This is a genomic window from Candidatus Protochlamydia amoebophila UWE25 (genome assembly GCF_000011565.2).
Classification (GTDB): domain Bacteria; phylum Chlamydiota; class Chlamydiia; order Chlamydiales; family Parachlamydiaceae; genus Protochlamydia; species Protochlamydia amoebophila.
Genome location: NC_005861.2, coordinates 378,889 through 404,523, shown reverse-complemented (window position 1 = coordinate 404,523; position 25,635 = coordinate 378,889). Strand labels below are relative to the sequence as shown.

At 35.4% G+C, this 25,635-nt stretch carries 23 protein-coding genes; 14 read left to right on the top strand and 9 right to left on the bottom strand.

The genetic code is table 11. The annotated features are described in order from the left end of the window. From PC_RS01405 to PC_RS01395, 3 genes are read left to right on the top strand one after another with little or no spacing between them, the layout of a single operon-like run. The gene (locus tag PC_RS01405; protein ID WP_011174839.1) at positions 1-1,143 is read left to right on the top strand and encodes an efflux RND transporter periplasmic adaptor subunit; all 1,143 of its coding nucleotides are present in this window, start codon (positions 1-3) and stop codon (positions 1,141-1,143) included. Between the two features lie 2 nt (positions 1,144-1,145). Continuing rightward, entirely contained in the window at positions 1,146-4,361 is a 3,216-nt protein-coding gene (locus PC_RS01400) for an efflux RND transporter permease subunit (RefSeq protein WP_011174838.1), read from the top strand. Continuing rightward, on the top strand, positions 4,351-6,243 hold the full coding sequence (locus PC_RS01395) for a heavy metal translocating P-type ATPase (protein ID WP_044044715.1): 1,893 nt from the start codon (positions 4,351-4,353) through the stop codon (positions 6,241-6,243). Before PC_RS01400 ends, PC_RS01395 begins: the two co-directional genes overlap by 11 nt. Before the next feature lie 354 nt (positions 6,244-6,597). On the opposite strand, the gene alkB is transcribed toward PC_RS01395, so the two are convergent. Further along, complete coding sequence (gene alkB / locus PC_RS01390; RefSeq protein WP_044044713.1) at positions 6,598-7,245, bottom strand: DNA oxidative demethylase AlkB; 648 nt, start codon at positions 7,243-7,245, stop codon at positions 6,598-6,600. 21 nt (positions 7,246-7,266) lie between these two features. Between alkB and PC_RS01385 the strand changes: the two genes are divergently transcribed. After that, positions 7,267-7,653, top strand: a complete 387-nt coding sequence (locus tag PC_RS01385) for a hypothetical protein (protein WP_011174835.1) — start codon at positions 7,267-7,269, stop codon at positions 7,651-7,653. Position 7,654: 1 nt separating this feature from the next. Here the strand turns inward: PC_RS01385 and gcvPB are convergent, their stop codons facing one another. The 6 genes from gcvPB to PC_RS10230 form a co-directional block, all read right to left on the bottom strand. Beyond that, positions 7,655-9,097 (bottom strand): aminomethyl-transferring glycine dehydrogenase subunit GcvPB, encoded by a 1,443-nt coding sequence (gene gcvPB / locus PC_RS01380; protein ID WP_011174834.1) that lies wholly within the window; start codon positions 9,095-9,097, stop codon positions 7,655-7,657. A gap of 22 nt (positions 9,098-9,119) precedes the next feature. After that, complete coding sequence (gene gcvPA, locus PC_RS01375) at positions 9,120-10,460, bottom strand: aminomethyl-transferring glycine dehydrogenase subunit GcvPA (RefSeq protein ID WP_011174833.1); 1,341 nt, start codon at positions 10,458-10,460, stop codon at positions 9,120-9,122. Continuing rightward, the gene (gene gcvH / locus PC_RS01370; protein ID WP_011174832.1) at positions 10,461-10,829 is read right to left on the bottom strand and encodes a glycine cleavage system protein GcvH; all 369 of its coding nucleotides are present in this window, start codon (positions 10,827-10,829) and stop codon (positions 10,461-10,463) included. Next, entirely contained in the window at positions 10,826-11,905 is a 1,080-nt protein-coding gene (gcvT, locus tag PC_RS01365) for a glycine cleavage system aminomethyltransferase GcvT (protein ID WP_269474200.1), read from the bottom strand. Before gcvT ends, gcvH begins: the two co-directional genes overlap by 4 nt. Before the next feature lie 22 nt (positions 11,906-11,927). Then, positions 11,928-12,566 carry a DOMON domain-containing protein gene (locus tag PC_RS01360; RefSeq protein ID WP_011174830.1) on the bottom strand — a complete coding sequence of 213 codons (639 nt, stop codon included), beginning with the start codon at positions 12,564-12,566 and terminating at the stop codon, positions 11,928-11,930. Positions 12,567-14,016: 1,450 nt separating this feature from the next. After that, entirely contained in the window at positions 14,017-15,054 is a 1,038-nt protein-coding gene (locus PC_RS10230; protein ID WP_011174828.1) for a SurA N-terminal domain-containing protein, read from the bottom strand. Positions 15,055-15,401: 347 nt separating this feature from the next. Between PC_RS10230 and PC_RS01350 the strand changes: the two genes are divergently transcribed. Continuing rightward, positions 15,402-16,634 carry a hypothetical protein gene (locus tag PC_RS01350; protein WP_181679014.1) on the top strand — a complete coding sequence of 411 codons (1,233 nt, stop codon included), beginning with the start codon at positions 15,402-15,404 and terminating at the stop codon, positions 16,632-16,634. Here PC_RS01350 and PC_RS01345 read toward each other — a convergent pair. Beyond that, positions 16,607-17,320, bottom strand: coding sequence for a lipoyl protein ligase domain-containing protein (locus tag PC_RS01345; RefSeq protein ID WP_044044709.1), 714 nt, complete (start codon positions 17,318-17,320; stop codon positions 16,607-16,609). The genes PC_RS01350 and PC_RS01345 overlap by 28 nt on opposite strands. A gap of 11 nt (positions 17,321-17,331) precedes the next feature. Then, positions 17,332-18,057, bottom strand: coding sequence for a phytanoyl-CoA dioxygenase family protein (locus PC_RS01340; protein ID WP_044044707.1), 726 nt, complete (start codon positions 18,055-18,057; stop codon positions 17,332-17,334). A gap of 106 nt (positions 18,058-18,163) precedes the next feature. Here PC_RS01340 and rnc point away from each other — a divergent pair, with 106 nt between their 5' ends. The 9 genes from rnc to PC_RS01295 all read left to right on the top strand — a co-directional run bounded on the left by rnc (position 18,164) and on the right by PC_RS01295 (position 25,523). After that, entirely contained in the window at positions 18,164-18,871 is a 708-nt protein-coding gene (rnc, locus tag PC_RS01335; RefSeq protein WP_044044698.1) for a ribonuclease III, read from the top strand. A gap of 24 nt (positions 18,872-18,895) precedes the next feature. Further along, on the top strand, positions 18,896-20,266 hold the full coding sequence (gene radA, locus PC_RS01330) for a DNA repair protein RadA (protein WP_011174823.1): 1,371 nt from the start codon (positions 18,896-18,898) through the stop codon (positions 20,264-20,266). Then, complete coding sequence (locus PC_RS01325) at positions 20,250-20,933, top strand: hydroxymethylbilane synthase (protein ID WP_181679013.1); 684 nt, start codon at positions 20,250-20,252, stop codon at positions 20,931-20,933. The genes radA and PC_RS01325 overlap by 17 nt, the downstream gene beginning before the upstream one ends. Next, positions 20,930-21,583 (top strand): uroporphyrinogen-III synthase, encoded by a 654-nt coding sequence (locus PC_RS01320; RefSeq protein WP_011174821.1) that lies wholly within the window; start codon positions 20,930-20,932, stop codon positions 21,581-21,583. The genes PC_RS01325 and PC_RS01320 overlap by 4 nt, the downstream gene beginning before the upstream one ends. A gap of 211 nt (positions 21,584-21,794) precedes the next feature. Beyond that, positions 21,795-22,421: a Fe-Mn family superoxide dismutase gene (locus PC_RS01315; protein ID WP_011174820.1), complete on the top strand. Its 627-nt coding sequence runs from the start codon at positions 21,795-21,797 to the stop codon at positions 22,419-22,421. 212 nt (positions 22,422-22,633) lie between these two features. Further along, on the top strand, positions 22,634-23,551 hold the full coding sequence (accD, locus tag PC_RS01310; protein WP_011174819.1) for an acetyl-CoA carboxylase, carboxyltransferase subunit beta: 918 nt from the start codon (positions 22,634-22,636) through the stop codon (positions 23,549-23,551). An 8-nt stretch (positions 23,552-23,559) separates the two neighbouring features. After that, positions 23,560-24,012, top strand: a complete 453-nt coding sequence (gene dut, locus PC_RS01305; protein ID WP_011174818.1) for a dUTP diphosphatase — start codon at positions 23,560-23,562, stop codon at positions 24,010-24,012. Positions 24,013-24,029: 17 nt separating this feature from the next. Continuing rightward, on the top strand, positions 24,030-24,485 hold the full coding sequence (locus tag PC_RS01300; RefSeq protein WP_044044696.1) for a PTS sugar transporter subunit IIA: 456 nt from the start codon (positions 24,030-24,032) through the stop codon (positions 24,483-24,485). A 318-nt stretch (positions 24,486-24,803) separates the two neighbouring features. Further along, a complete protein-coding gene (locus PC_RS01295) occupies positions 24,804-25,523 on the top strand; it encodes a PTS sugar transporter subunit IIA (RefSeq protein WP_011174816.1) in 720 nt (239 codons plus the stop codon). Positions 25,524-25,635: the final 112 nt, after the last annotated feature.

The window sequence follows — 25,635 nt, the reverse complement described above, 5'->3', positions numbered from 1 at the left end:
ATGAACAGAAACTCCTTCCGTTATTTTATTCTGTGTATGTTACTTTCATCAGTTCAATTATTTTCTCATTCTCAAGAAGAGCACGAAGAAAATTCTGTTTATTTGACAACAGATCAAATCAAACAACTTGGTATCAGGATAAAAAAAGCAGGAGCTGGAACCCTCTTTTTATCAATTTCTACACCCGGAAAAATTATTCTTCAACCCGATCAATTAGCTCATATCGTTCCAAAAGTTTCTGGAATTACTCGTGAGGCTAGTTATAACCTTGGTCATTTAGTCAAACGTGGAGACATAATGGCCATCTTAGAAAGTAGTGACATGGCAGACTATAAAGCGGCTTTTCTGGCTGCTTTAAGTCGCAAGAAATTAGCTCAATCGAGCTTAAAAAGAGAAAAAAAGCTTTTTCAAGAAAAAATTTCTTCAGAGCAAGATTATCTCAATGCTAAGAATGGATATGAAGAATCTTTCATTAATCTTCAGCTAGTTAAACAGAAACTGCAAGCATTTGGTTTACTTTCAAGCGAAATAGAGGAATTAGCCATCCAAAGTGAGCCTAACTTGAGACTCTACTCTATACGCTCTCCTATCGATGGAACAGTAATCATGAGGCATATTACAATAGGAGAATTCATAGAAAATACAAATATCATTTATGAAGTAGCTGATCTTTCTAAAGTATGGGTTGAAATTGGCATTTATCCTAAAGATTTGTATAAAGTGAAAGCTGGACAATCGGTTGTCGTTACAATACCTAGTGAAAATAAATTGGCGCAAGCTAGACTCATTTATGTCAGTCCTATTGTGGCAGATGAAACAATTGCAGCTAAAGCGATTGCAGAACTTGATAATCAAACAGGAGATTGGCGTCCGGGAGTTTTTGTCAAAGCTTTAATCGAAACGGATCAACTGCCCTGTCCTCTCGTAGTTCCCAATGATGCGATTCAAATGATCGATGATCAACCAATCTTATTTGTCGGTTCTAAAAACGAATTCGAAAAGCGAATTGTTCAGCTTGGTCAAAGTGATGGAAAAAATACAGAAATTCTTTCTGGCTTAAAACCTGGGGAATCCTATGTTGTAAACAAAACATTTCTATTAAAAGCTGAATTAGGAAAAAACTCAGCTGAACATGAGGATTAGGGATGATTGAAAAAATCCTTCGCTATTCCTTATATCATCCACTTAAAGTTATCCTTTTCACTTCTTTAGTAGCTTGCTATGGAATTTTTTCTTTTTTTAAATTACCCATTGATGCTGTACCTGACATTACTAATAATCAAGTTCAAATCAATACCATTTTAGGTGGTTTATCTCCTGTTCAAATAGAAAAGCAAGTCTCTTATTTGATTGAAACAGCTTTAGCAGGTATTCCTGGCCTTCAAATGACAAGATCTTTATCACGAAATGGTTTTTCTCAAGTTACAGCTATTTTTGATGATAACGTCAATATTTATTTTGCTAGGCAACAGATTAATGAAAGATTAAATGAAGCGATTAAAAATCTTCCCGAAGGTGCTGAAATTCACATGGGTCCTCTTTCTACAGGACTTGGCGAAATTTATATGTGGACAGTTGATTTTATCCCTCGTTCTAAAAAAAATGAGAATAGAAAACTCGCAGGATGGATGGTTGATGGTTCTTATCAAACCCAAGAAGGACAAATTTTAAAAAATGAAGAAGAAAAAGCTTCTTATCTGCGCACTATACAAGACTGGATCATTAAACCTCAATTGAAGAGCATCCCAGGACTAGCTGAAATTGATTCGATCGGAGGGTATGTTCTGCAATATCACATTGAGCCCAACATCGAAAAAATGATTGCATTGGGATTAAGTTTTGATAACCTTATTCAAGCCGTACAAAAAAATAATTTAAGTATTAGTCCTGGCTATATTGAAAAATTAGGAGAAGGATTACTCGTTAAATCAGATGAAAGATTAAACAATCCTAAGGAAATAGAGACAATTGTTGTTGCCACACGAGAAGGTATCCCCATTCGCATTCGAGATATTGCTGATGTAAAAATTGGGAAAGAAATGCGCACAGGAAGTGCAACTCACAATGGCAAAGAATCAGTTATTGGAACCGCTCTCATGTTAATAGGTTCTAATAGTCGCACTGTGTCTCAAGCTGTTGAACAAAAACTTTCTGAAATCGCTCGCACGCTTCCTCCAGATGTAATCATTACTCCTGTGCTCAATCGGACAAAGCTTGTTAATGCCACCATTGATACAGTTGCGAAAAACTTAAGCGAAGGAGCCATTCTTGTTATTGCGATTTTATTTGCTTTTTTAGGACATTTTCGAGCTTCATTAATTACTGCCTTAGTCATTCCTTTATCGATGTTGATGACAGCAATTGGAATGGTACACACACAAATCAGTGGCAATCTAATGAGTCTTGGTGCCATTGATTTTGGACTTATTATTGATGGAGCTGTTATTATTACAGAAAATTGTTTAAGAAGACTTTCTCTCAAAAGAAAGACCATCAATAGAGATTTAACTAAACAAGAACGAACTGAAGAGGTTTTAGCCGCAAGCCAGGAAATGATTCAACCGACCGTGATTGGACAAGCTATTATTATCACTGTTTATGTTCCTATTTTAACATTATCAGGGGTAGAAGGAAAAATGTTTTATCCGATGGCCATGACAGTAATTATGGCTTTAATTTCGGCATTTATTCTTTCCCTTACATTTGTGCCGACAATGATTTCTCTTTTTGTGAAAGGAAATATGCAAGAAAATGAAAAGGGGTTTGTTCATTTCATAAAAAAAATATATCAATCCGTTCTCGAAAAAGTGTTGCATTTTCCCTTAGCCACAACTTTGTCATCATTAATAGTTGTTTTTATCTCACTCATTCTTTTTTTCAGGCTTGGCGAAGAGTTTATTCCTACTTTAGATGAGAGAGATCTAGCCATGCATGTTATGCGTATTCCAAGCACCTCATTATCCCAGTCAACAGAAATGCAAAAGGACGTAGAAAAAACACTTCTTACACTGCCAGAAGTTTCATTCGTATTTTCTAAAACAGGAACTGCTGAAATGGCTTCTGATCCCATGCCTCCCAATGTTTCAGATACTTTTATTATTTTAAAAAAGCGAGAAGAATGGCCTAATCCGAAACTGACTAAAGAAGATTTAATTCATAAAATTGAACAATCTGTTCAATTCGTTCCTGGCAATAATTATGAATTTACACAGCCTATTGAAATGCGTTTCAATGAGTTAATTTCAGGAGTTCGCAGTGACTTAGCTGTGAAGGTATATGGAGATAATTTTTCTTTGTTGGAAAAAACGGCTGAGAATATTTTCCAAGTCTTAAAAGAAATTCCAGGAGCGGCTGATATAAAAGTGTCTCAAATGAGTGGTCTTCCGGTTTTAGATATTAAAATTGATCGAGAGACAACAAGTCGATTGGGGTTAAATGTTTCAGATATTTTAGAAGTCGTTTCTATTGCTTTAGGAGGAGGAAAAGCAGGTCAGTTATTTGAAGGAGATCGCCGATTTGATATTATTGTAAAACTTCCTGATTCATCACGAGAAGACCTTACTACAATTAGTCAACTACCCATTCCCCTAAAAATGGAATCTAAAAAAGCTTATTTTTCAAATATTTCACTTGGTGAAGTTGCTTCTTTAAATATTCAAAATAACCTCAATGAAGTCAGACGTGAAAATGGAAAACGATTTATTACCATTCAAGCCAATGTTCGAGGATCGGATCTAGGAACATTTGTAGAACAAGCGAAGCAGGAAATTCGAGACAAAGTCAAAATTCCAAGTAGTTATTGGTTAGATTGGGGCGGACAGTTTGAAAACCTCCTTTCAGCTCGCAATCGTTTATTTATAGTCATTCCAATTGCTTTAATGTTAATTTTTATTTTTCTCTATTCTGCATTTAACTCTGCCCGTTATGCTTTACTTGTTTTTACAAGCGTTCCTTTAGCATTATCAGGAGGGATTTTGGCTCTATGGATAAGAAACATGCCCTTTTCTATTTCTGCTGCAGTTGGGCTTATCGCTCTTTCTGGCATCGCTGTTTTAAATGGGCTTGTTTTAGTTACCTCAATTAATCAACTCCGCGATACTGAAAGCCACATTGAAAAAGCCATTAAAAAAGGGGCTCTTCAACGCATCCGCCCCGTTCTAATGACAGCCTTAGTCGCTTCATTTGGATTTATCCCGATGGCGTTAGCATCAGGAACGGGAGCAGAAGTGCAAAAACCTTTGGCAACTGTTGTGATTGGAGGAATCATTAGCGCTACCATTTTGACACTTTTAGTTCTTCCAGCATTATATAAACTTTTTGCAGCTAAACAACGTTACAGAGATATCAATTATGTGGAATGAACCCAAAATTTTATGGCTAATAGCAGGTACCTTATTTATTGCTGTCTTTGAATTTCTTTCATTAGGGGGCATTCACCTTCCTAAAGAAATTGCCTTACCTTTTTTTCTTACCTTCACTCTTTTTTTTGGGCGAGAAACACTTTGGCATGGTTTAAAAGCGTTATTTAATTTGAATTTTAAAAGTATTAACTTATTGATGTTCATCGCTGTTGTAGGAGCTTTCTATTTAGGCGAATATCCCGAAGGAACCATTGTTATTATTTTATTTACATTAGCAGAAAGATTAGAAGATGTGGGCATTGCAAAAAGTCAGTCTGCTATCGACTCCTTTCTCAATAAAATACCAAAAACAGTCTTCATCAAAGATCAAGAGCTCCCTATAGATATTTCTCAAGTCAAAATTGGAACAGTTGTTTTAATTAAACCGGGCCAAATGATCCCTCTAGATGGAATCGTTAAATCAGGAAGTTCCTTTGTAGATGAATCAGCGATTACAGGGGAGCCTTTGGCTAAAGATAAACGAACAGGAGATGAACTATTTGCAGGAAGTTTGAACAAACAAGGTTTTATTGAAATGGAAGTTTCTAAAACCGCATCGGATTCAACCATTGAAAAAATTCGAGAATTAACTTTTCATGCCACTAAGCACAAAGCTAAAACGCAACAATTTATTGAAATTTTTTCTCAATTTTATACCCCTTTTGTGATTTTATTAGCGACTTTTTGGACATTCTTTAACTGGCAAGTTTTGCATCAACCCTTTAATCAAGGGCTAGCAGATGCTTTAGCTCTTCTCGTTATCGCTTGTCCTTGTGCACTCGTCATTTCAACACCTATTTCTATCTTTTCTGCAATCGGCCATGCCTCTTCAAAAGGAGCTTTAATCAAAGGAGGAAAATATCTCGAAGCTATGGGGCAAGTGAATGCCATGGCAATTGATAAAACCCGAACCCTCACAAAAGGCCAGCCTATCGTCACTCATGTGATTCCTTTTGGAAATCATTCTAAAGAATTACTTTTAAGTTGTGCAGCTGGCATCGAAAAATTATCTGAACATCCTCTCGCTCAAAGTATAGTCCAAGCCGCTCAAATAGAAAATCTTACCCCACATCCTGTCGAAAACTTTGAAAGTTTTATTGGGAAAGGTGCCAAAGCGGACTGCTTGATTTGCGATGATAAACATCATTGTATCGGAAAATTGGAATTCATTTTAGAAGAACATCATTTGCCTCAAGACTTTATAGATCTCATCGATGCCTATCAAAAAAAAGGAAAAACGGTTGTTGCAGTCAGTACTCATAAAAAAGTCGAAGGGATAATTGTTCTGGAAGACGAAATCAGATCAGATAGTGCGCAATTTATTGCTGATTTAAAACAATTACAAGTTTATCCCATTATGTTAACTGGAGATCATTTAAATGTTGCTCATTCTATCGCTCAACAAGTGGGGATTCAAGTTGTTAAAGCAAATCTTCTTCCTCAGGACAAATCAAAAGCTATCGAAGAATTATTAAAAGAGTATCGCACAGTTGCCATGTTTGGGGACGGAGTCAATGATGCACCTGCACTAGCGCTTTCAAGTGTTGGTATTTCAATGAGTTCGCTTGGCAGCGATACAGCATTAGAAGCAGCCTCTATCGTCATTTTAAATGATAATTTATCTCTCATCCCTTATCTGATTAAACTTGGTCGAAAAACCCTTTCTACAATTAAAATAAATATTACTTTTGCTTTGTCCGTGAAAATTCTTTTTATTATTCTTGCTCTTTTAAGTATATCTAACTTAGCTTTAGCTATTTTTGCAGATGTTGGGGTAACATTACTTGTCATTCTGAATAGCTTGAAATTAATGAACTTTAAACCAAAATCTAGTCAGAGCTGAATGCATTCAGTTTACTAAGCCCAGATAAGGGTAAATCAATGAAAATGCTCTGGTGCTCTTAAAAATTCATTTATTATTAAAACGCTCTAAACAGAGTGTTAATAGCAAGTATAACAAAAAGAGTGATTGACTAAGAAAAAAGCAATTTTCCAATGATAACAAGCCCTAAAGGTTAGCGAGCCTCTGCTATTGAACCAAATTGCTAAAACTATTGAAATCACTCCCATGATCGCTGGTAACTGTTGTCATTATGATGGGCCTAAAGCGAACAAGACAGGCATTAAAAATAGATTCTTTGTTAGATTGATGGATGCTTAAAAAATCGTCGAAATAATTTACACGGAAACTAAAAAATTAAAAAACTTTGCGAAATGTTAAATTAATACGCGTCGATCCCGTTAAATGATGATGCCCACTTTTTAAAGGAAGAATACCATGGTAAGCCAACCGTAGTTTACCTCCCCAAACAACTACATCTCCATGTATAAGTAATAATTTTTGGAGAGGATCGGTACGATTGAATCCTCCAAATTGAAAAGTAGCAGGCAAGCCGAGTGAAACAGAAACAATAGGTGAATCCAAATCGTCTTCATCTTTGTCCTGATGAAGAGACATTTTCGCTCCGGGAACATAGCGATTAATCAAACAAGCGCTAGGAACAAAAGAAGAATAACCAGCCCTTTCAGCAGCTTCTAAAGCAAGTTCTAAAAAAAGAGGTGGAATCTTTGGCCATACAAGCCCGCTTAAAGGATCAAAGGATTGATAGCGGTAACCCGCTTCATCTGTCACCCATCCTAACAAACCACAATTTGTCATAGCGACAGATAGATCAAATCCTCCAGATGTTTTCATATGACGAAACGGTGCTAATTGAGTAATTTCCTGTACTGAAGATAACAAAGATTTGTCTATTTTTTTGGCCAAACCCGCAAACAAAATAGCACCTTGACCTAAAATCATATCTTTTCTTTGATTTTCAAATAAATCTTCTTTCATAATCATGAAAAATACATAGGTATTCAAATGTCTTTAAATATGGGTCAATGGATAGGCGTTTTATTAGGGCTTATTGTCATTGCATTGATGAGTTATACTAGTATGCGCTATTTAGTTTTCTTAATTAAAGGAAAAAGATATCGTTTAAGTCATTTGCTAAGAGGTTTCAGAGAAAAAATTTGGATGACGTTTGGTCTGGGTTTTTTATTTTTTGGACTTTACCTCGGTATTGTCCTCTTAGGATCATTCTTGATTGACCGAGAAAATGGGCAGCTATTGTTTCATTTATCTTATCAACATCCGATTGAATTCATCTATTTAGGATTGTTTATTTTTGCCACCATTTCACTTCTCATTTATCTAGTCCGCATGTTTATCAAATATCTCTATTTAACGCGAAGCAAAGGCTCATAAATCAATCAGCTTGGTGTTTTAAAATAGGCCTTTTTGCTGCTAACACTTCATCTAGACGACTAACGGATTGTTGATGAGGAGCATTTTTTACAGTTTGGGGATCTTGGTGAATCTCTGCTACGATCCTTTCTAAAATTGAAACGAATTGATCAAGAGTGTTTTTAGATTCACTTTCTGTCGGTTCAATGAGCATACACTCTTTAATAATCAAAGGGAAATAAACGGTTGGTGCATGCACGCCGTAATCTAATAAACGTTTCGCAATATCTAATGCCCTAACTCCTTTTCCTAAGTAGTTATCGGCCTGTACTACAAATTCATGCATGCAAAATTGTTCAAATGGAATGTTAAATAATTTCGAGATTCTCTTTTTTAAATAATTAGCATTGAGAACAGCTACTTCAGCAATTTTTCTTAACCCATAATGACCATGCAATTTGGCATACAAATAAGCTCTTAAATAAATAGCAAAGTTACCGTGAAAAGACGCTATTTGTCCTATGCTCATCGAATCCTTCCACTTGACCACATAATGATCATTCTCTTTTTCTACTCTTGGATTAGGAAGAAAAGGTTTTAAAAGATCTCCACAAAGAACAGGTCCAGACCCTGGACCTCCTCCACCATGAGGAGTTGAAAATGTCTTATGAAGATTGATATGCATCACATCAAATCCCATGTCTCCTGGCCGCGCAACATTTAAAATGGAATTAAGATTGGCCCCATCGTAATACAGAAAACCACCAACTTTATGAACAATTTCAGCTATCTCCTTAATTACCGAACTAAACAAACCAAGCGTATTAGGATTTGTTAACATCAGCCCTGCTGTTTTGTCTGAAACAAGACTTTTCAAATGATCAATATCTACATCCCCTTGAGCATTTGTTCTTAAAGAAATTGTTTTAAATCCCGCCATTGCTGCTGTAGCCGGATTTGTGCCGTGAGCATTATCTGGAATAAGTAATTCATTTCGTTCAAAATCCCCGTGATGTTGATGGTAGGCAGCAATCATTTGAATACCAGCAAACTCCCCTTGAGCTCCTGCATTAGGAACCAATGAACCTGCCGTCATTCCGCTGACTTTACATAACATTTGAATGAGTTCGTCAATGATTTGCAAATTACCTTGTACGGTATGATCTGGAGCTAATGGATGAACCCTAGTAAAATTAGGCAAATTTGCACACCATTCATTGATCCGAGGATTCAATTTCATCGTACAACTACCTAAAGGATAGAAATTTGTATCAATTCCCATATTACGTTTAGCAAGAACTGCAAAATGACGAGTTAAATCAATCTCAGAAACTTCAGGCAGTGGAACAGAGGTCTGTCTTAAAAACTTCTTAGGTAAAGAGAATTCTTTTAAATTTTCCCAAGAATAAGGAAGACTGTAAGCCTTTTGTTTAAATTGTGATTTTTCAAAAATGGTTTTTGTCATAACGTTTTCACAAAATGAGATTTTAAAAGAGTTCTTTACAAACTTTAATGAATTGATCCAATTGAATCTGATTTTTCGTTTCCGTTACAGCAATCAGTAAGCATGTTTTTAAAGAAGGATAATATCGTTTTAGTTCGATCCCAGGTTCAATTCCATTTAACCGAAAAAACTCTAAAACTTGATTAGAATCTTGCTTAAAATCAACAACAAACTCATTAAATGAAGCTCCTTGATTCCAAACATTAATTGTAGAAATTTTACCTAAGTGAAATTTCAAATAATTTGCTCTTTGATAATTCGTTAATGCTAATTCTTTCACACCCTCTTTGCCATACCAGAGCATTGCCACTAAACTAGCTAAAGCTGCTAAAGCTTGATTAGTACAAATATTGGAAGTCGCTTTTTCTCTTCTAATGTGCTGTTCTCGTGCTTGGAGTGTTAAAACAAAACCACGACTCCCTTGAACATCTAATGTTTCCCCAACAATCCTGCCTGGCAATTGTCTCATTAACTCTTGTTTACAAGCCATATAGCCTGCATAAGGTCCTCCAAAAGAAAGAGAAAGTCCAAATGGTTGACAATCACCTACAGCAATATCTACACCTAATTCTTTAGCTGAAGACAACAGTCCATAAGAAATAGGATTTGCACAAAGAATTGTTAAGGCTCCTTGAGATTTAGCCATTTCAGTAATAGGTTGAACATCTTCTATGCAACCAAAAAAATTGGGGGATTGTAAAAGAATCGCAGCTGTTTGATCATTTAAATACATTTTTAAAAAAGAGGCATCTAAAGTTCCTTCTTGTAGAAAAGGAACAGTAATTAATTCACAATCTTGACTTTTGAGGTATTGTTCAATAACTTTTTTATAGTGGGGATGTAAACTGTCAGAAAGGAGAATTTGTCTCCTTGTTTTATGATGTCTAAGAGACATTAAAATTGCTTCAGCACAAGCAGAAGCTCCATCATAAACAGATGCATTGGCAACATCCATTCCCGTCAATGCACATATAGCAGATTGAAATTCAAAAATAATTTGGAGCATTCCTTGAGAAGCTTCGGCCTGATAAGGAGTATAAGCAGTTAAAAATTCAGATTTACTACAGACAGCTCCCACTAAGGCTGGAATATGATGTTCATAGGCTCCGGCTCCTAAATAACTGACTAAATTAGGAAAAGTATTACGTACCGCTAATGACTCTATTAATTGAATTCCCTCATATTCAGAAAGCCCGTCATCTACGCTAGGAGCTTGCAAAATCAACGAAGAAGGAATTGATTTAAATAATTCTTCAACATTTTGAATCCCAATTTCAGTTAACATGGCTTCAATTTGAGGAGTTTTATTTGAAATAAAATCCATTTATGCTCCGTTTAACATCGCACGATAATCCTTTTCATCCATTAATAAGTCTAATTCTGAGGAATTAGATAAACGAAGTTTAAATAACCATCCTTCTTTTTCGGAAGACTGATTAATGAGTTCAGGCTGAGTAGATAAACTTTGATTCACTTCAACGATTTCTCCACTAACAGGAGAATAAACATCAGCGGCCGCTTTAGTAGACTCTAAAACCACCACCTCCTGTCCAGCAGTAACTTTTTTATGTAGAGTTGGCAGTTCAACATAAACAATATCACCGAGTTCTTTTTGCGCAAACTGCGTCACACCAATACGAGCTACATCAGTCGATTCTAAAACAACCCATTCATGAGAATCTGTATATTTCATCTGTTTTTCCTAATAAAAGGCAATTGAACCACTTCAGCGTGGCATTGTGTTTGCCGAATTTGTATTTTAATATCTTGTTTGATTTTGAGTGGTGTATCTACTAAAATTAAAGCAACGGCTTCATTTAAAGAAGGAGATATAGAACCTGAGGTAACCTCTCCAATTCTAATACCATCTTTAAAAATAGGATAGCCTTGTCTAGCGATACCAGGTTCTTTTAATTTGACCCCATATGCCATTCGCTTTATGGGTGTTGCCTCAAGGCTTTTTAAGGCTTGCTTTCCTAAAAAATCAGTTTTATCAAATTTTACTGCCCAAGCAGATACACTTTCAGTTGGGGCAATGGTATCTGATATTTCGTGCCCGTATAAAGCAAAACCCATTTCTAAACGAAGTGTATCCCTTGCTCCAAGCCCAATAGGTTCAATTCCAAAAGTTTTTCCTGTATTAAGCAGGCGATCCCATAAGGAGATTATTTGTTCATTTGTACCATAAAATTCAAATCCTCCAGCTCCGGTATAACCTGTACGCGAAAGAATCAAAGGTTGATCTAGTTCTTGGATCGACGTAAACGACATAGGTTTTAATGATAAGTTTCCTGGAAAAAGCATGTCGACTAATGGAAACGAGAAGGGTCCTTGTAAAGCAAGTATCCCAGAATTTTCAAATTGAGGTTGAATAGTCACTTGAAACTCAGCTGCCTGCTTTTGCATATGAGCTAAATCTTTTTGGCGGTTACTTGCATTTACAATGACAAAAAAATAGGTCGAAGAATGACGATAAATGATAACATCATCAATAGATCCTCCTTGAGAGTTACACCAAACAGTATAAGTAGCTGTGTTTGATCCTTTTCCCATAATGCGATTCGTGGAAAGGTAATCTAAAAAACGCTCTGCATCAGGTCCTCGAACATCGATTTTTCCCATATGAGAGACGTCAAACAACCCAACTTTTTCTCTCACAGCTTGATGCTCTGCTAAAATACCTTTGTAATGAATAGGCATGCTCCATCCAGCAAAATCAATCATTTTACCCTGAAGATTAAGGTGGCGAGAATATAAAGCAGTTTGCATTATTTTAATTTGGATTTTGGTGTTACTTAATAAGCTTTACCGATGCCCATAAAGAGGGTTGTTGATCTACTTGAAAATCTTCTGAAACAACCGAGAAGTGTTGAGAATGACCACCAACGCGATTAATTCGATAGGTAAAGCCTAAACGATCAAATTGTTTGGGATCATATCCATATAAACATTGCTTTGGAATGAAAATTTTTAATTTATATGAATCTTTCGCTAATTGTGCCTGACTATGTAGGAGTTGCGAATCACACAAAGGATGGCTATCTTCTGTTCGAAAATGCGTTTTTTCTCCACATCTATTTCCTTCTAAAGGTTCAGCAAGAAAATAAAAATGATGACAAAACCGGGTATTGAATCCTGCGGATTTCAAATCTCTTGTATCAATAAACAACTCGACACTGTCCCCTTTCGTTAAATCAGGATAGGAAGATCTTGTGTAGGGTTGGTCAACCTGGATTTGCCAAGCAATACCTTCTTCGTGCCATCCCATAGCAACTTTAGAAAACAAATACTCATGAGTTAATGATGAAGTGTCTGGTAAACCAAATGACGGCCACGTAGGCACCTGTTCTTTTTTTGCTAAGTGATGACAATCACAGGATAAAGCAAAAAACTCAATAGGATTCAAAGAAAAAGATTCATTTTCATCCATAAAACTAGAATTTCCCTTTCGTGTAAAAAAGAATCAGGAACCATCATTGTTATATGATTCCTGATTCTTAATATTTAAAAATCAGGATTTGCTAATGCTGATTCGTCTGTTGAAGTCTCTTGGGAAACTTGAAGGTAACTTAATGAAATAGCATCTTTAGCTTTAATTTTATCTAAGATGTGGTGCATTAACACTTTTTGAGCATCTATTGATAAAATGGCTTGAGCTTTTTTAGTTTGCTCAGCAATAGCAACTTCCTTTTTAGAAACATCTTCCCCTTTTTCTTTAACTTGGAAAAATGCTAAATCTCCATTAACTGGAGTGGATAAATTGGACCAAGCCGTTACAGGAAGAATAAAAGCTTCTTCTGTATTGATACCATCTTTTTGATCTTGACGAGTTAAAGAGACATTTGTCCGTTCTAATAACCATTGATCTTTTAAGGATGCAGGTTTTTGCTCTAACTCTTGGTTTTTTACATATAGAGTTGCTAATGAAGGATCTTTTTCTAGTCTCGCTTTAATATGTTGAACATAGGAGTAAAGTCGAAGAGACGCCGCTTGATCTTTACTCCAATTTGCAGTTTCCTTCTCACTAGCTAAGAGAGTTTTCTGAGCAGGTTGTAAAGCTATTAAAACCTTACTAAAATAATCGTCTGCAACTAATTCTCGAACACTTTTAAAAGGTTTCCATTCTTGATTTTCTTTTTGATAAGTGCTAGGATTTTGCTCTCTGATTGCCAAGTAATATTTTTCTAAAGCTTTCATACGTACTTCATCCATCGTTCCATCTTGATTGGCTTCTTCAAAAGTTAAAATTTCAGATTGAGGAGCACGATTTAATACTTTAATCTGGTAGTAATTTTGATTATCAGCTGTATATGCTTTCAAGTCATCCGTAGGAGCCGCCCCTAATATAGCATGATCTAGTAATTGCATAAATTCTTGGCGTTTTTCCTTCTTATCCAACCCTGTAAAAGGAATTTTACCACCAGTTGTTCGCAGTCCAACATTCATTTTTTGAGAATTCACTTTAGATAAGCCTTCAAGAATCCACTCTGGATGAGAGCGAACTATAGCCTCTTTTGCAAACCTATCGACTTTCGAACGCGTTGTTTTATCTAAGTCATCTAAAACACTAAAACGTTCTTCACGAGTGATTGCTTTTCTTAAAGCTAAATCTGGAAATTGAGCTTTAAGTATTTCCCAATTCTTATCATCAACTTCCCAACTCCATAACTCTTTAATTCCAATACGAGCCTGTAAAGCTTTTTGAGAAACTTGAGCGACCTCTAATTCGTAACGTTTTTGAACAAGTTCGGGATAAACACTTTCTACTTCTACTACATCTAAAAATTCTTCTGGAAGTGAAAGTGAATCTTTACGATCTCCTTTACCAACAATATTTAAATAGACTTCAAATTTTTGAAGCGAATCATAATTAGCAAATTTTAGAGCAGCAGGAAGACGATATAAATCAACCGTGACACTTTCATGCGAATAATTATTAATACTTGATAAGCTAACGTATCGACTAAGGCAGAGTGACCCGCATCTTGGAAATAACGACGAAATAAAAGTACCTGCCTCCAAACTTTGATTGCTCTCGCCTGATCCATATTCAAGAGGCGTAACTGCTCATTGAAATATTCTTCTGGAGAAGGTACTCCAATTGAAGGATTATTTTGATTTTGTTGATAGCTGATTTGAGTGTTGCGAATCAAATCTGCAATTGCTTCTGATTTTGTAACTTCATAACCCTGCTGTTCTGCTAAAAGCGCGGTATTAATAATAAATTCGCTAACGAGTCGAGTAAAGTAAGGGGTAAACCAATCTTCAAGTGTGTGGTAACCAAATAAAGAAAGATTTATTCGATCTAATTCTTGATCAGGAGTTAACCAGTTATATTGTTTTTCTTGATAACGCAAAACTTGCCTAAGCATTGCAGGGGAAAATTTCTTTTCTGCTAAAAACAACTTAACACGGCTATCAAAAGCTTTAGGACTCACGTTATCATGAGTCGATTGCAAAATTTTAAAATGCTCATTCATTTCAGGAGAAAAATACCCCCAAGCATTTTCAACGCTTAAAAAAGGTGCTTGTGGATGCGTGTAAAGAGTGAATTTTTTTTCTTTTTCGAGGCGCTTATTCAAGGGATCTTTCATTTCATTTTGATATGCTTCAACAAGTTCTTGCGCTAAGCCTGTTTCGAGAAAATCTTTACGAATGACTCCGTCATTGAGAAAATTGGGTCCCCAAACTCCGTTATATAAACGTTTATCTTCATTATCAGTAGCTAGAAAAATTGCCATTTCATCTACTTCAGCACGAGTAATTTCTTTCCCATCGACAGCTTTAAAAGCGACTTGTTCACGCCAGGAGTTTGTTCCAAGTGCGCTGTAGGTACCAAAAAATGAAAATGAAATAATAATTACAACTGTAATTACAAAGAAAAAATACCTTTGGTATCTCCGGAAAAAATCGAGCATAATTAAGTAACTCCAGATTTAAATCATTAGCAAAATGTGTAAGGATTGAATTTTACAGTCTCATAAAATCTGCATTGTAAAGACTTTTACAAACACAAAAAAACTGCAAATTTTTTATTCTTAAAGAGAATATATTATATCAAAAATACTCTTTCCTCTAAACAATTTTAATGTCTGAAGCAAGACAAGAAAGTTGGGATACATATATTGAAAAAATAGTAACCATTTAATTTTTCATTTTGCCTAAAATAAACCATAAAAATTAAATCAATTAAAGAAAGTTTAATTAATAAATCAGTTTGATTTAAATTATCAGAGTAAATAAAATATTTCTCATAATTAACTTTATGAGTAACAAAACAATGACATCTCTTGCAAACTTTATATCTGACAGTTGGAACAATTTCTATGAACTAAATGTCTCCTATTATCATTCTCCGGAAGTAAATATAGAAGCTAATATTGATGATTATTCTTTTGACTCTCGCGAACCTGAGCAAGCAAAGCTAGTTGCAGACATTTTAGATTTCCATCTTGAAGTCAATGGTGCTAAAATCGGAGATTTTCTAAAAAAATCCTCTATTATTACCCCTCTAGACAGATATCTGCTTAAACAAAATCAATTTGAACTTTACTCATCTTGCGATGATGTAGCAGGAGTTGTTCTTGGACATCCTCTGATTCCTAATTTTCTCATCAAACAAAATTTTTCTATCACGACTTCTTTTGCACATCAAGGATCGGGAAAAATATTTAGATTTTGTTCTGCTGCCCGCGTTCCTTTTTGGCTTTGTCGATTTAAAGACTGGCTTTCACAAGATCGAACGAAAAATATCCGAGTTCCCAATGATGTGTTAAACCCTTTACGGGTTGTAACAATGAAAAAAGCTAGACAATACATAAAAAAACAGCATCTAGATCGGATTGAAGCGTGTAAAGAATACTTATTTCGCCTTCCTGATACCGCAACAAATGCACCAATTCATAAGAAATATGTTGTCATATCAAAAAAAGTTTCTATTCTCAATCCATATGACAATATCCAAAAATTTATTGATTTAGCAAAAAACAATCCAAATGAACTAGCTGAAATTCTTAAACAAGTCTGTTTAGTTATTAAGCACACTCATCTAACAGACATGCATATCAATAATATTCGATTTGCAGGCGATGGAAGTAATAAAGTTTATATATTTGACGGCGAGCCAATTGGAGGTCTTTCAGATATTTCTGAACCAGATGTCAAGAAACTATTCAAAGGTACTGACTTCGCGTTCTTTCCTATTTTAGGTATGAGAGTTTTACAAGAATCTTTGAAAGTTGCTTTTTCTGATTATTGCTTTAAAAATAGAGACTACTATGAAGTTCAAAATATTTTTGACAAAGTGATTGATCCCATTGTTGAGTCTATTACTCAGGATAGAATCCGTTATTATACCAAAATCATTATCAGTATTATCTGCCCAGCCGTTCCTTTATTTGTTATTGCTCGCGGCATATCTAATTATGTAGTTAATCATTTCCGCACTAATGATCCCATATTTTTTTTAGCTCATGATCGCTTAGTCAATTCCATCTGAATCAAATCCCTTAGAGTTTGTCGAGCTTGCCTCAAGTCCTGAGCAGTCCAAGCTTCAGTAAGCAAACAATAAGATTGTTGTTTTATTGCACTAGTAACTTCTTGATTTTTAAGAACATTTTTTAATAATTCTTCTGGCAACAAGGCTAAAGAAAGACTTCCTTGGTGTAATAATCCTTGTTTGGTTCTTCTTTGGGCAGCGCCCCCTACTTTTTTTCCATCAATAATTAAATCGTACTGAGTAGGTTTCGCCATGCAAAATCCTTGATAATCAGCTTTATGAGATGAAATTTTAGATAAAAGCACAGGAGTCGCTTGTTTATCTTTAAAACCTGCAATTGCATGCGCAATCTGACGATTCACAAGGGCATAATTTTCTAAGGTGTTAACAGAATAACCTGGATAACTACTTGGCAATAACACAGAAAACGCGAGATCGGTTAAATGAAAAATAATCCCACCTCCAGTAGGACGGCGGGCTAAACCGATCTGATAATTTTGTAATGCCTCTAAATTCAAATATTTTTGCGGATCAATAAAATAACCGTAAGTTAAACAAGGAGCACTCCAATCATAAAGATGGAGAATAGGAAGACTTTCTTGCTGAAGATTTTTTAGTAATTCTTCATCTTTAGCCATAATGGCTTGCGGAGACAATTTGCCAGAATCAATTAGTTGCCATTCCACGAGATTAAACTCTAACGATAAACGATCGGATGTAATCGATCGTTCAATTTATCATTAAAAACATATCCTAATTGTTTAAGAAAATGAGTATGAGGATCACTTACCTGTAATTGATAATGAGAATGGTTTTGCGTATAAACAATTAGAAAATAACGATAAGCAGAATGCGCATAAAAATTACGCCAATTCACTAGAGCATTTGGATTAAAATAAATAGCATGGCCTGCTTGCCTTGAATAAATATCTATTCCTTCAATAGAGAATTGCTCTTGCGAAAAAAGCTCACCTTTTTCTCCAAGACATATCATTAAACCACAAAGGACGCCACTTACGCCACTAATCGATTCTAAACTTAGAGTTTGTTCAAGAAATTGTGCATAAATTCTTTGTTGTTTAGAACTAAATTTAGTTTGGTAATGAGCTGGAAATAACTGGTCATATCCTAAACGCAAAGGTTTTTTTTCAATTAATTCAGAAGCTATTTCAGCAAATTTTGGCTGGCAAACGATTTTTTTTAGCTCTTCATTTGATCGCCACAAATCTCTTCCTTGAGAAAATACGCATTCAGAAGAAAGAAGTTTTAGACGTTGAGGAGTCACTTTTAAACGTTCAGTCAAGACTCGATCTATTGCCCGATTGACAGTTGATACTTGTTCTTCTGATAAAAAATCTTCAAATTCTATCAAACCATTTTTTTGAAAAAAATCTCTATGTTCTTTAGCAATAGCAAATTTCATAAAATAAAATTATAATAATGAGGTAATATAATGCGTTCAATTATAAGTGACTAACTGAATCGAATAAGGCTAGCAGAAAAAAGGATTGTTGCCTAGAATACTTTACATGAATCCAATTGAACATGTAATTAGACAAGCTCCTGCCATTGAAGCCAAATTAGGCTATACTTTTAAAGATCCACAACTCCTCGTGCTTGCATTTGTACATCGTTCATTTATCAATGAAAATCGAGAAGTTAACCAACACAACGAACGTTTGGAGTTTTTAGGAGATTCTGTACTGGGTATGTTAATTTCCGATTATCTTTATTGCAAACTCCCCAAAACTCCAGAAGGACAACTTTCTTATTTACGCTCTCGCCTCGTCGAAGCCAGCTCGTGTGTGCATTACATTCAATCCCTAGATTTAAGTGGCTATTTACTACTTGGAAAAGGAGAACGCATGAATGATGGAAGAGGTAGAGAATCTATTTTGGCAGATTTATTTGAAGCTATCATTGGAGCCATTTACTTGGATGGAGGTCTCCAAGCAGCAAAGGATTTTCTTTTTAAAAACTTCCATCAGCATATTGAAATAATATTAGCGACCCCTCTACGTAATTGGAAAGCTCTATTACAAGATTATTGCCAAAAAAATTATCAACAAACCCCTCTATATCAAGTTCTACACGAATCAGGTCCTGATCATAGTAAAGTTTTTCAAATTTCTGTTTGGATTCAAGATAGAGAATTAGGTAGAGGAAAGGGAACATCCAAAAAAGAAGCTCAGCAAGCTGCCGCTGCTGATGCTCTTTCACGAGTTGAACTTCCTTAATGTTTTTCTTAAAGGTACGTTTAAATGGCTAAGCAAAAAACTGTCTGGTATTGCTCTGAATGTGGGCACAAACAACTTAAATGGTTAGGACAATGTCCTTCGTGTACAAACTGGAATACTTTTCAAGAAGAATTAGAATTATCTTCTCTTCCTAAACGTTTTGAGTCCCAAACTGCTATTACAACCCGCCCCATCAAATTGAAAGAAGTAAAACTCCAAGAAACACCACGTATTCAAACGAAGATTGGAGAATGTGACCGTTTATTAGGAGGAGGTCTTGTTCCGGGTTCGCTCACTTTAGTGGGAGGTGATCCAGGTATTGGAAAATCCACCTTGATGCTACAACTTTCTTATGCTTTAGCCAAACAAGGACTTATTGTCTTATATATTTGTGGAGAAGAGTCTGTTGATCAAACCTCTTTAAGAGCTAATCGATTGGGCATTCAAACAGATAATCTATTTTTACTTTCGGAAACCAATTTCTCTTTAATAAAATCTCAAATCGATCAACTTAACCCTGATGTTTTAATCGTCGATTCGATTCAAATCGTTTATAAAAGCGAAATTACTTCAGCTCCAGGATCGGTGACACAAGTACGTGAAACTACAACAGAGTTTATGCATTTAGCTAAAGGACGTGGAATTTCAACATTTTTAATTGGACACGTCACAAAATCTGGCGAAATTGCAGGTCCAAGAGTTTTAGAACATCTTGTGGATACGGTTCTTTACTTTGAAGGTGATAAACAACACCATTATCGAATGATTCGAGTTGTTAAAAATCGGTTTGGCCCTACAGATGAAATTGCAGTCTTCCAAATGAAACAATCAGGGCTGGTTGAAGTACCCAATCCTTCCGAAATTTTTTTAGAAGAACGAAGAAAAGATAGCATAGGATCTGTCATCATACCTACGTTAGAAGGCTCTCGCCCTATTCTTATTGAAGTACAGGCTTTAGTGACGCAAACAGTCTTTAGTACTCCTTCACGAAGATGCACAGGATTAGATCAAAATAGACTTGCTCTACTACTTGCTGTGCTTGAAAAAAGGATGGGATATCAACTTCATAAATGTGATGTTTTTGTTTCTGTCGCAGGAGGTCTAAGAATTATAGAACCTGCCATCGATCTAGGCCTTCTTTTGGCTTCGGCTTCTTCCATGCGTAATTCAATCATTGACCCTGAAACAACTGTCGTTGGAGAAGTGGGTTTGGGAGGCGAGATACGAAGCGTTTCGAGAATTGAAAGTCGACTTAAAGAAGCCATTCATATGGGATTTAGACGTTGCATTATCCCTAAAAGAAACGCTAAAGGAATTGCTGAAGATATTCTTCGAAAGATTGTGGTACAAGGCGTAGAATTTGTTGAGGAAGCGATCGATGCTTTACTCAAATAATTCCCAACCCTATTCTATCTCTGTCGGGGCTCGTTCTTCACCACTCTCACGTGCGCAAGTACAAGAGATTTTAAAAGCACTTAGATCTTTTTATCCTTCTATAGAATTTACCATTTCTTATTTCGACACAATAGGTGATCTGGATCAAAAAACTTCATTGCGAGACCTTGATAAAACCAATTTTTTTACCAAAGAAATTGATGAAGCTATTCTTCAAAAAAAGTGTCAAATTGGCATCCATTCGGCAAAAGATCTCCCTGATCCAATTCCAGATGGCCTTCAACTCATTTGTCTAACAAAAGGTGTCGACTGCAGTGATGTCTTGGTCTTGCGCGATGGAGAAACCTTACAAACTCTTCCTCCTCACTCGCGAATTGCGACTTCTTCTATAAGAAGAGAGAATATAGTCAAATTATTAAGAAACGATTTCATTTTTTTAGATTTGAGAGGCACCATTCACCAAAGACTAGCTTTGCTTGAAAAAAAACAGGCAGACGGTGTTGTGGTGGCTGAAGCTGCACTAATCCGGCTGGGTTTAACGCATTTGAATCGTATTCGCCTACCAGGAACAACGGTAGAAGGGCAAGGCCAACTGGCCATTATCGCACGAAAGGACGATGCAAAAATGCAAACTCTTTTTGCCTGCTTAGATGTGAGAAAAAATTGAGAAAAATCTTATATACAGGTTTAAATCCCGCTCATTATCACTCCACTGACCAATTAACTCATTGTCCTTTAATCAAAATTATTCCTCGCCCTTTGACTGATCCCTGCATTCAAAAAGCTTTTCGCGACTTTCACCTTTTTACGCATCTGATTTTTACTTCTAAAACGAGTATTCATCTCTTACATGATCATCTTTCTCATTTCGGTTTATCATTAGACGATTGGAAATCTAAAACTTCGATAGCTGTTGGTCAAGTCTCGGGATCTCATTTGCGAGCCCTTGGTATTCAACCTGCGCTAATTGCTAAAGAAGAAACGGCAGAGGGACTTATCATTGAATTGCATCCCCTTTCTCTTCAAAAAGCCAGCTTCTTTTGGCCCCATTCTGCCCAAGCTCGTTCTGTTTTAGTTGATTTTTTTACTGATCGTCACTTGAATTATTACGCTTGCCCTTTTTATGATACTCAATTTCGGCAACCTGAATACATCCCTTCATTAGAACAATTTGACGAGATAGTTTTTACAAGTCCTTCAACTGTTCACGCCTTTGCAAAAATATTTGGCTATTTCCCCATCGATAAAAAATATGTCACAATTGGTCCGATCACCCTACAATGCCTCCAAACTTACATACCCCAACTGAACAGTTGATTTTTGGTCATTTTTAAGTCTCATTTATTGCTTAATTTTCTCTATTTGTTCAAAATAATATTATTTTAACCAAATGCAAGTTTTGAATAAAAACTAATTTAAGCATACTAATGAAATAAACAAGTGCAAATTTCTTATTATAAGATGGTTAATTATTCCTCTCCATTAGAAAACGTTAACAACTAGCTAAATGCTTTTATAAGGAGTCCATATGAATCAACAAAAATCACAAGCTTATAAACTTCCCGATCTTTCTTATGATTTTAATGCTTTAGAGCCTGTCATTAGTGCAGAAATTATGTCTCTTCACTATACCAAACACCATCAAACTTATGTAACAAATTTAAATAAAGCTTTAGAACAGTATTTGGAAGCCGAAGCCAATAATGATTTATCTACAATGATTGCTCTTCAATCAGTCATTAAATTTAATGGAGGTGGGCATGTCAATCATTCGATTTTTTGGACGAATCTTGCTCCAAAAAATAAAGCTGGAGGAATGGCACCAGAGGGAATTTTAGCTGATGCGATTAATAAAGAGTTTGGATCTTTACAAACCCTAATTGAACAATTAAGTGCGAAAGCAATCGCTATTCAAGGCTCTGGTTGGGGTTGGCTCGGCTATGATAAAGCTAAAGATCGTTTAACTCTTGCCACTTGTGAAAACCAAGACCCCCTCTCTACAAAAGGTCTCATTCCTTTACTCGGTATCGATGTTTGGGAGCATGCTTATTATTTACAATATAAAAATGTCCGGGCTGATTACGTAAAAAATATTTGGAATATCATTAATTGGAAAAACGTAGCGGAAAGATACCAAGCTGCTAAAACTAAATAATTTTTTTAATTTTTATTGCAGTTAAATTTCTAAAAACGCTCTCCATAAAACATTCGAAAATTAGCTGAATCATTGGCTAATTTTCGAATTCATATAGAAAAGCTCTTGAGTTATACAAGATAGTTTATTAAGATAATTGAAATCATATATATATCTACCCAAATTTTCAATAAATACTATATTTCTTATAAAAATTAATTGAGATACCAACGATGGGATTATTCTCTCGGGACAAGCCAAAAATTAAAATCCAAACCACCAAAAAGGATGGGTTTAGTGGATGGTTAAAATGTACGCATTGCAATGAGCTAATCCACGCTAATGAATTAGAACAAAATAGCAACTGCTGCCCAAAATGTGATTATCACTATCGTCTTTCAACTGAAGATCGTATTAAAAGTTTAAGTAATCCTAATACTTTTAAACCGTTATTTCAAAACTTACAACCTGTTGACACTCTTAATTTTGTTGATACAGAACCCTATCCCAAAAGACTTGCAAATGCTCAGGAAAAATCGACTAGCAATGAAGCTGTTGTTGTCGGTACGTGTATGATAAATAAACATAAAATTGCTCTAGGAGTCTTAGATTTCAGCTTTATGGGCGGCTCCATGGGATCTGTTGTAGGTGAACGGCTCACTCGTCTAATTGAACATGCTTTAAAAGAAAAACTTCCTTTAATTATTGTTTCGACCTCTGGCGGAGCTCGTATGCAAGAGTCGATTCTATCTCTTATGCAAATGGCCAAAACCTCAGGAGCACTTGCCAAGTTACATGAAGCGCGTATCCCCTATATTTCTGTTTTAACGAATCCAACAACTGGGGGCGTGACAGCCTCTTTTGCTTCTTTAGGTGATATTATTGTTGCAGAACCGAATGCTTTGATTTGTTTCGCAGGTCCACGAGTTATTGAGCAAACTATCGGTCAACGACTCCCCCCAGGAGCCCAAAAATCAGAATTTTTACTTGAACATGGAATGATTGACTGTATCGTCAAACGGCCTGAACTCAAACAAAAATTGGCCGAACTTATTGACTTTTTAAAAGGAAATTTTTCTGAAGAAAATGAGCCTTCCCCCCCTCCTAAAAATTTAATTAAAAAAACTTCTCCTTTAAAAGATAAAAATTAAGTATTTTCATGACCCAATCTTATTCAAATACGTTGACTATTCCTACTCTAATTGAAAATGAAGAGCTACTTCCCTTCTATATGACTCCCGAAGCAGCAGGAGCTGATGTTAAAGCCTATTTGAAAGAGTCGCTAGAGATTCCTCCTGGACAGTCTGCGTTAATTCCCACAGGCATGCGATTGGCTATTCCTGAAGGTTATGAAATTCAAGTTCGCCCGAGAAGTGGTTTAGCATTGAAACATCAAGTGACAGTTTTAAATACTCCCGGAACAATCGATGCAGACTATCGAGGAGAGATTAAAATTATTTTAATTAATCATGGAACTAACGCATTTATTGTTGAACCTGGAATGAGAATTGCTCAATTAGTTCTAGCTCAAGTCTTACGAGCAAATTTTGTTTTATCCGAAGAATTAGAATCTACTCAACGAGGAGTGGGAGGATTTGGCCATACCGGTTAAGCCTTCTGAGATTGAACATGAAAAAAAAGCCTATTTCTAACTATCTCGATTCTAATTTGGTCGTTTTTTTAAACACTCCTACACGCAATGAAGCTTTAAGAGAGCTTGTTCATGTCGCTTATGAATCAGGCAAGTTGGATAATGAAGAATTATTCTACCAAGCAATTATTGAACGAGAAAAAATTGTTTCAACTGGTATTGGAATGGGGGCTGCTATTCCACATGCTAAACTCCCTTCCTATGATCGGTTTTTTATTGTGATTGGAATTCTTCAAAAAGCTGTCGAATGGCATGCTTTAGATGGCGGACCTGTTCGTCTTATTTTTCTGATTGGAGGACCCGATGATAAACAAACCGAATATTTACAATTATTATCTAACTTAACTCAAGCTATTAAAAATGAAGAGAGAAGAAAGAAATTATTGACTCTTTCAAATCCAAAAGAAATTATTGAATTATTTCAAGAGACTTAAAGCTTGCTAAATAAAACCATTCATTGAATAATTAGAAAAGAAATAATTTTAATTTTGTTGTAGATTTTTTTGTGCTATTCGTTGAACTAAAAATGAAAATCTACGGTTAGTTTGTTGATAAAGTTGTATGCCTAATAATAATAATCCATCAGGCAAAGCTTCTTGTGAACATAACCTAATGATTCATCTAATCTTTCTGCGAAGCTTAAAAAATCTCTTTGTCTTATATAAGTGTATAATCCGATAGATATAGTAAGAGTCTGTTTATTCCTATAAACATTCTCAAAATATTATTTAATAAATATTAAGTGAGGAAGTATGACCCAGGATTTAAAAATTAGGGATGTTGCCGATTTATTGAATGTATCAGAAACAACAATTCGTCGTTGGGTTTCAGATAGAAAAATCCCTTCTTATAGTATCAATAAACATCATTATTTTTCTCGCACTGAAATAGAAAATTGGGTGATTTCTCATAAATTCGATAAAAACCAGAGTAGTTCTCCATTTACACAATCAATCAAAACAACTGTTGCAGAAAAAAAACCTGCTACAGGTGGAAGTAAACAATTTAGTTTGTTTAGAGCGATTCATAAAGGTGATGTTCTATACAATCTATCTGGTAAAACAAAAGAAGAAATTATTCGCAAGACAATGAAAAAAACGGCTAAAAATTTAAACGTCGACGCTGAAGTCATGACTGAATTATTATTAGACCGTGAAAATATGATGCCTACCGCTCTTAATAATGGCGTTGCAATTCCTCATACAAGGGATTCTTTACACGCCCAACATGATGCCATTGTTGTTGTATTTTTAGATAAACCTCTTGAATATGGCGCCTTAGATGGTAAACCTGTCAATACATTATTTTTCTTATTTGCTGCAGATGATAAACGCCACTTACATTTATTAGCTAAAATTGCTCATTTAAGCAGCCAACCAAAAGCTTTAGAATTTTTTAAAACAAAACCCTCTAAAGATAAACTACTAGCTTTTATTAAAGATTGGGAAAGTCAAATTTCACAAATCGTTTAATTTTTAATTTCATCAAACGCTATCTTTCTTTTTAAAGGTTCCTTTCAACTAATTGAAAAGGAACCTTTTTTATTTAATAATAATTAATATTCAATTAATGTATTCTTAATTT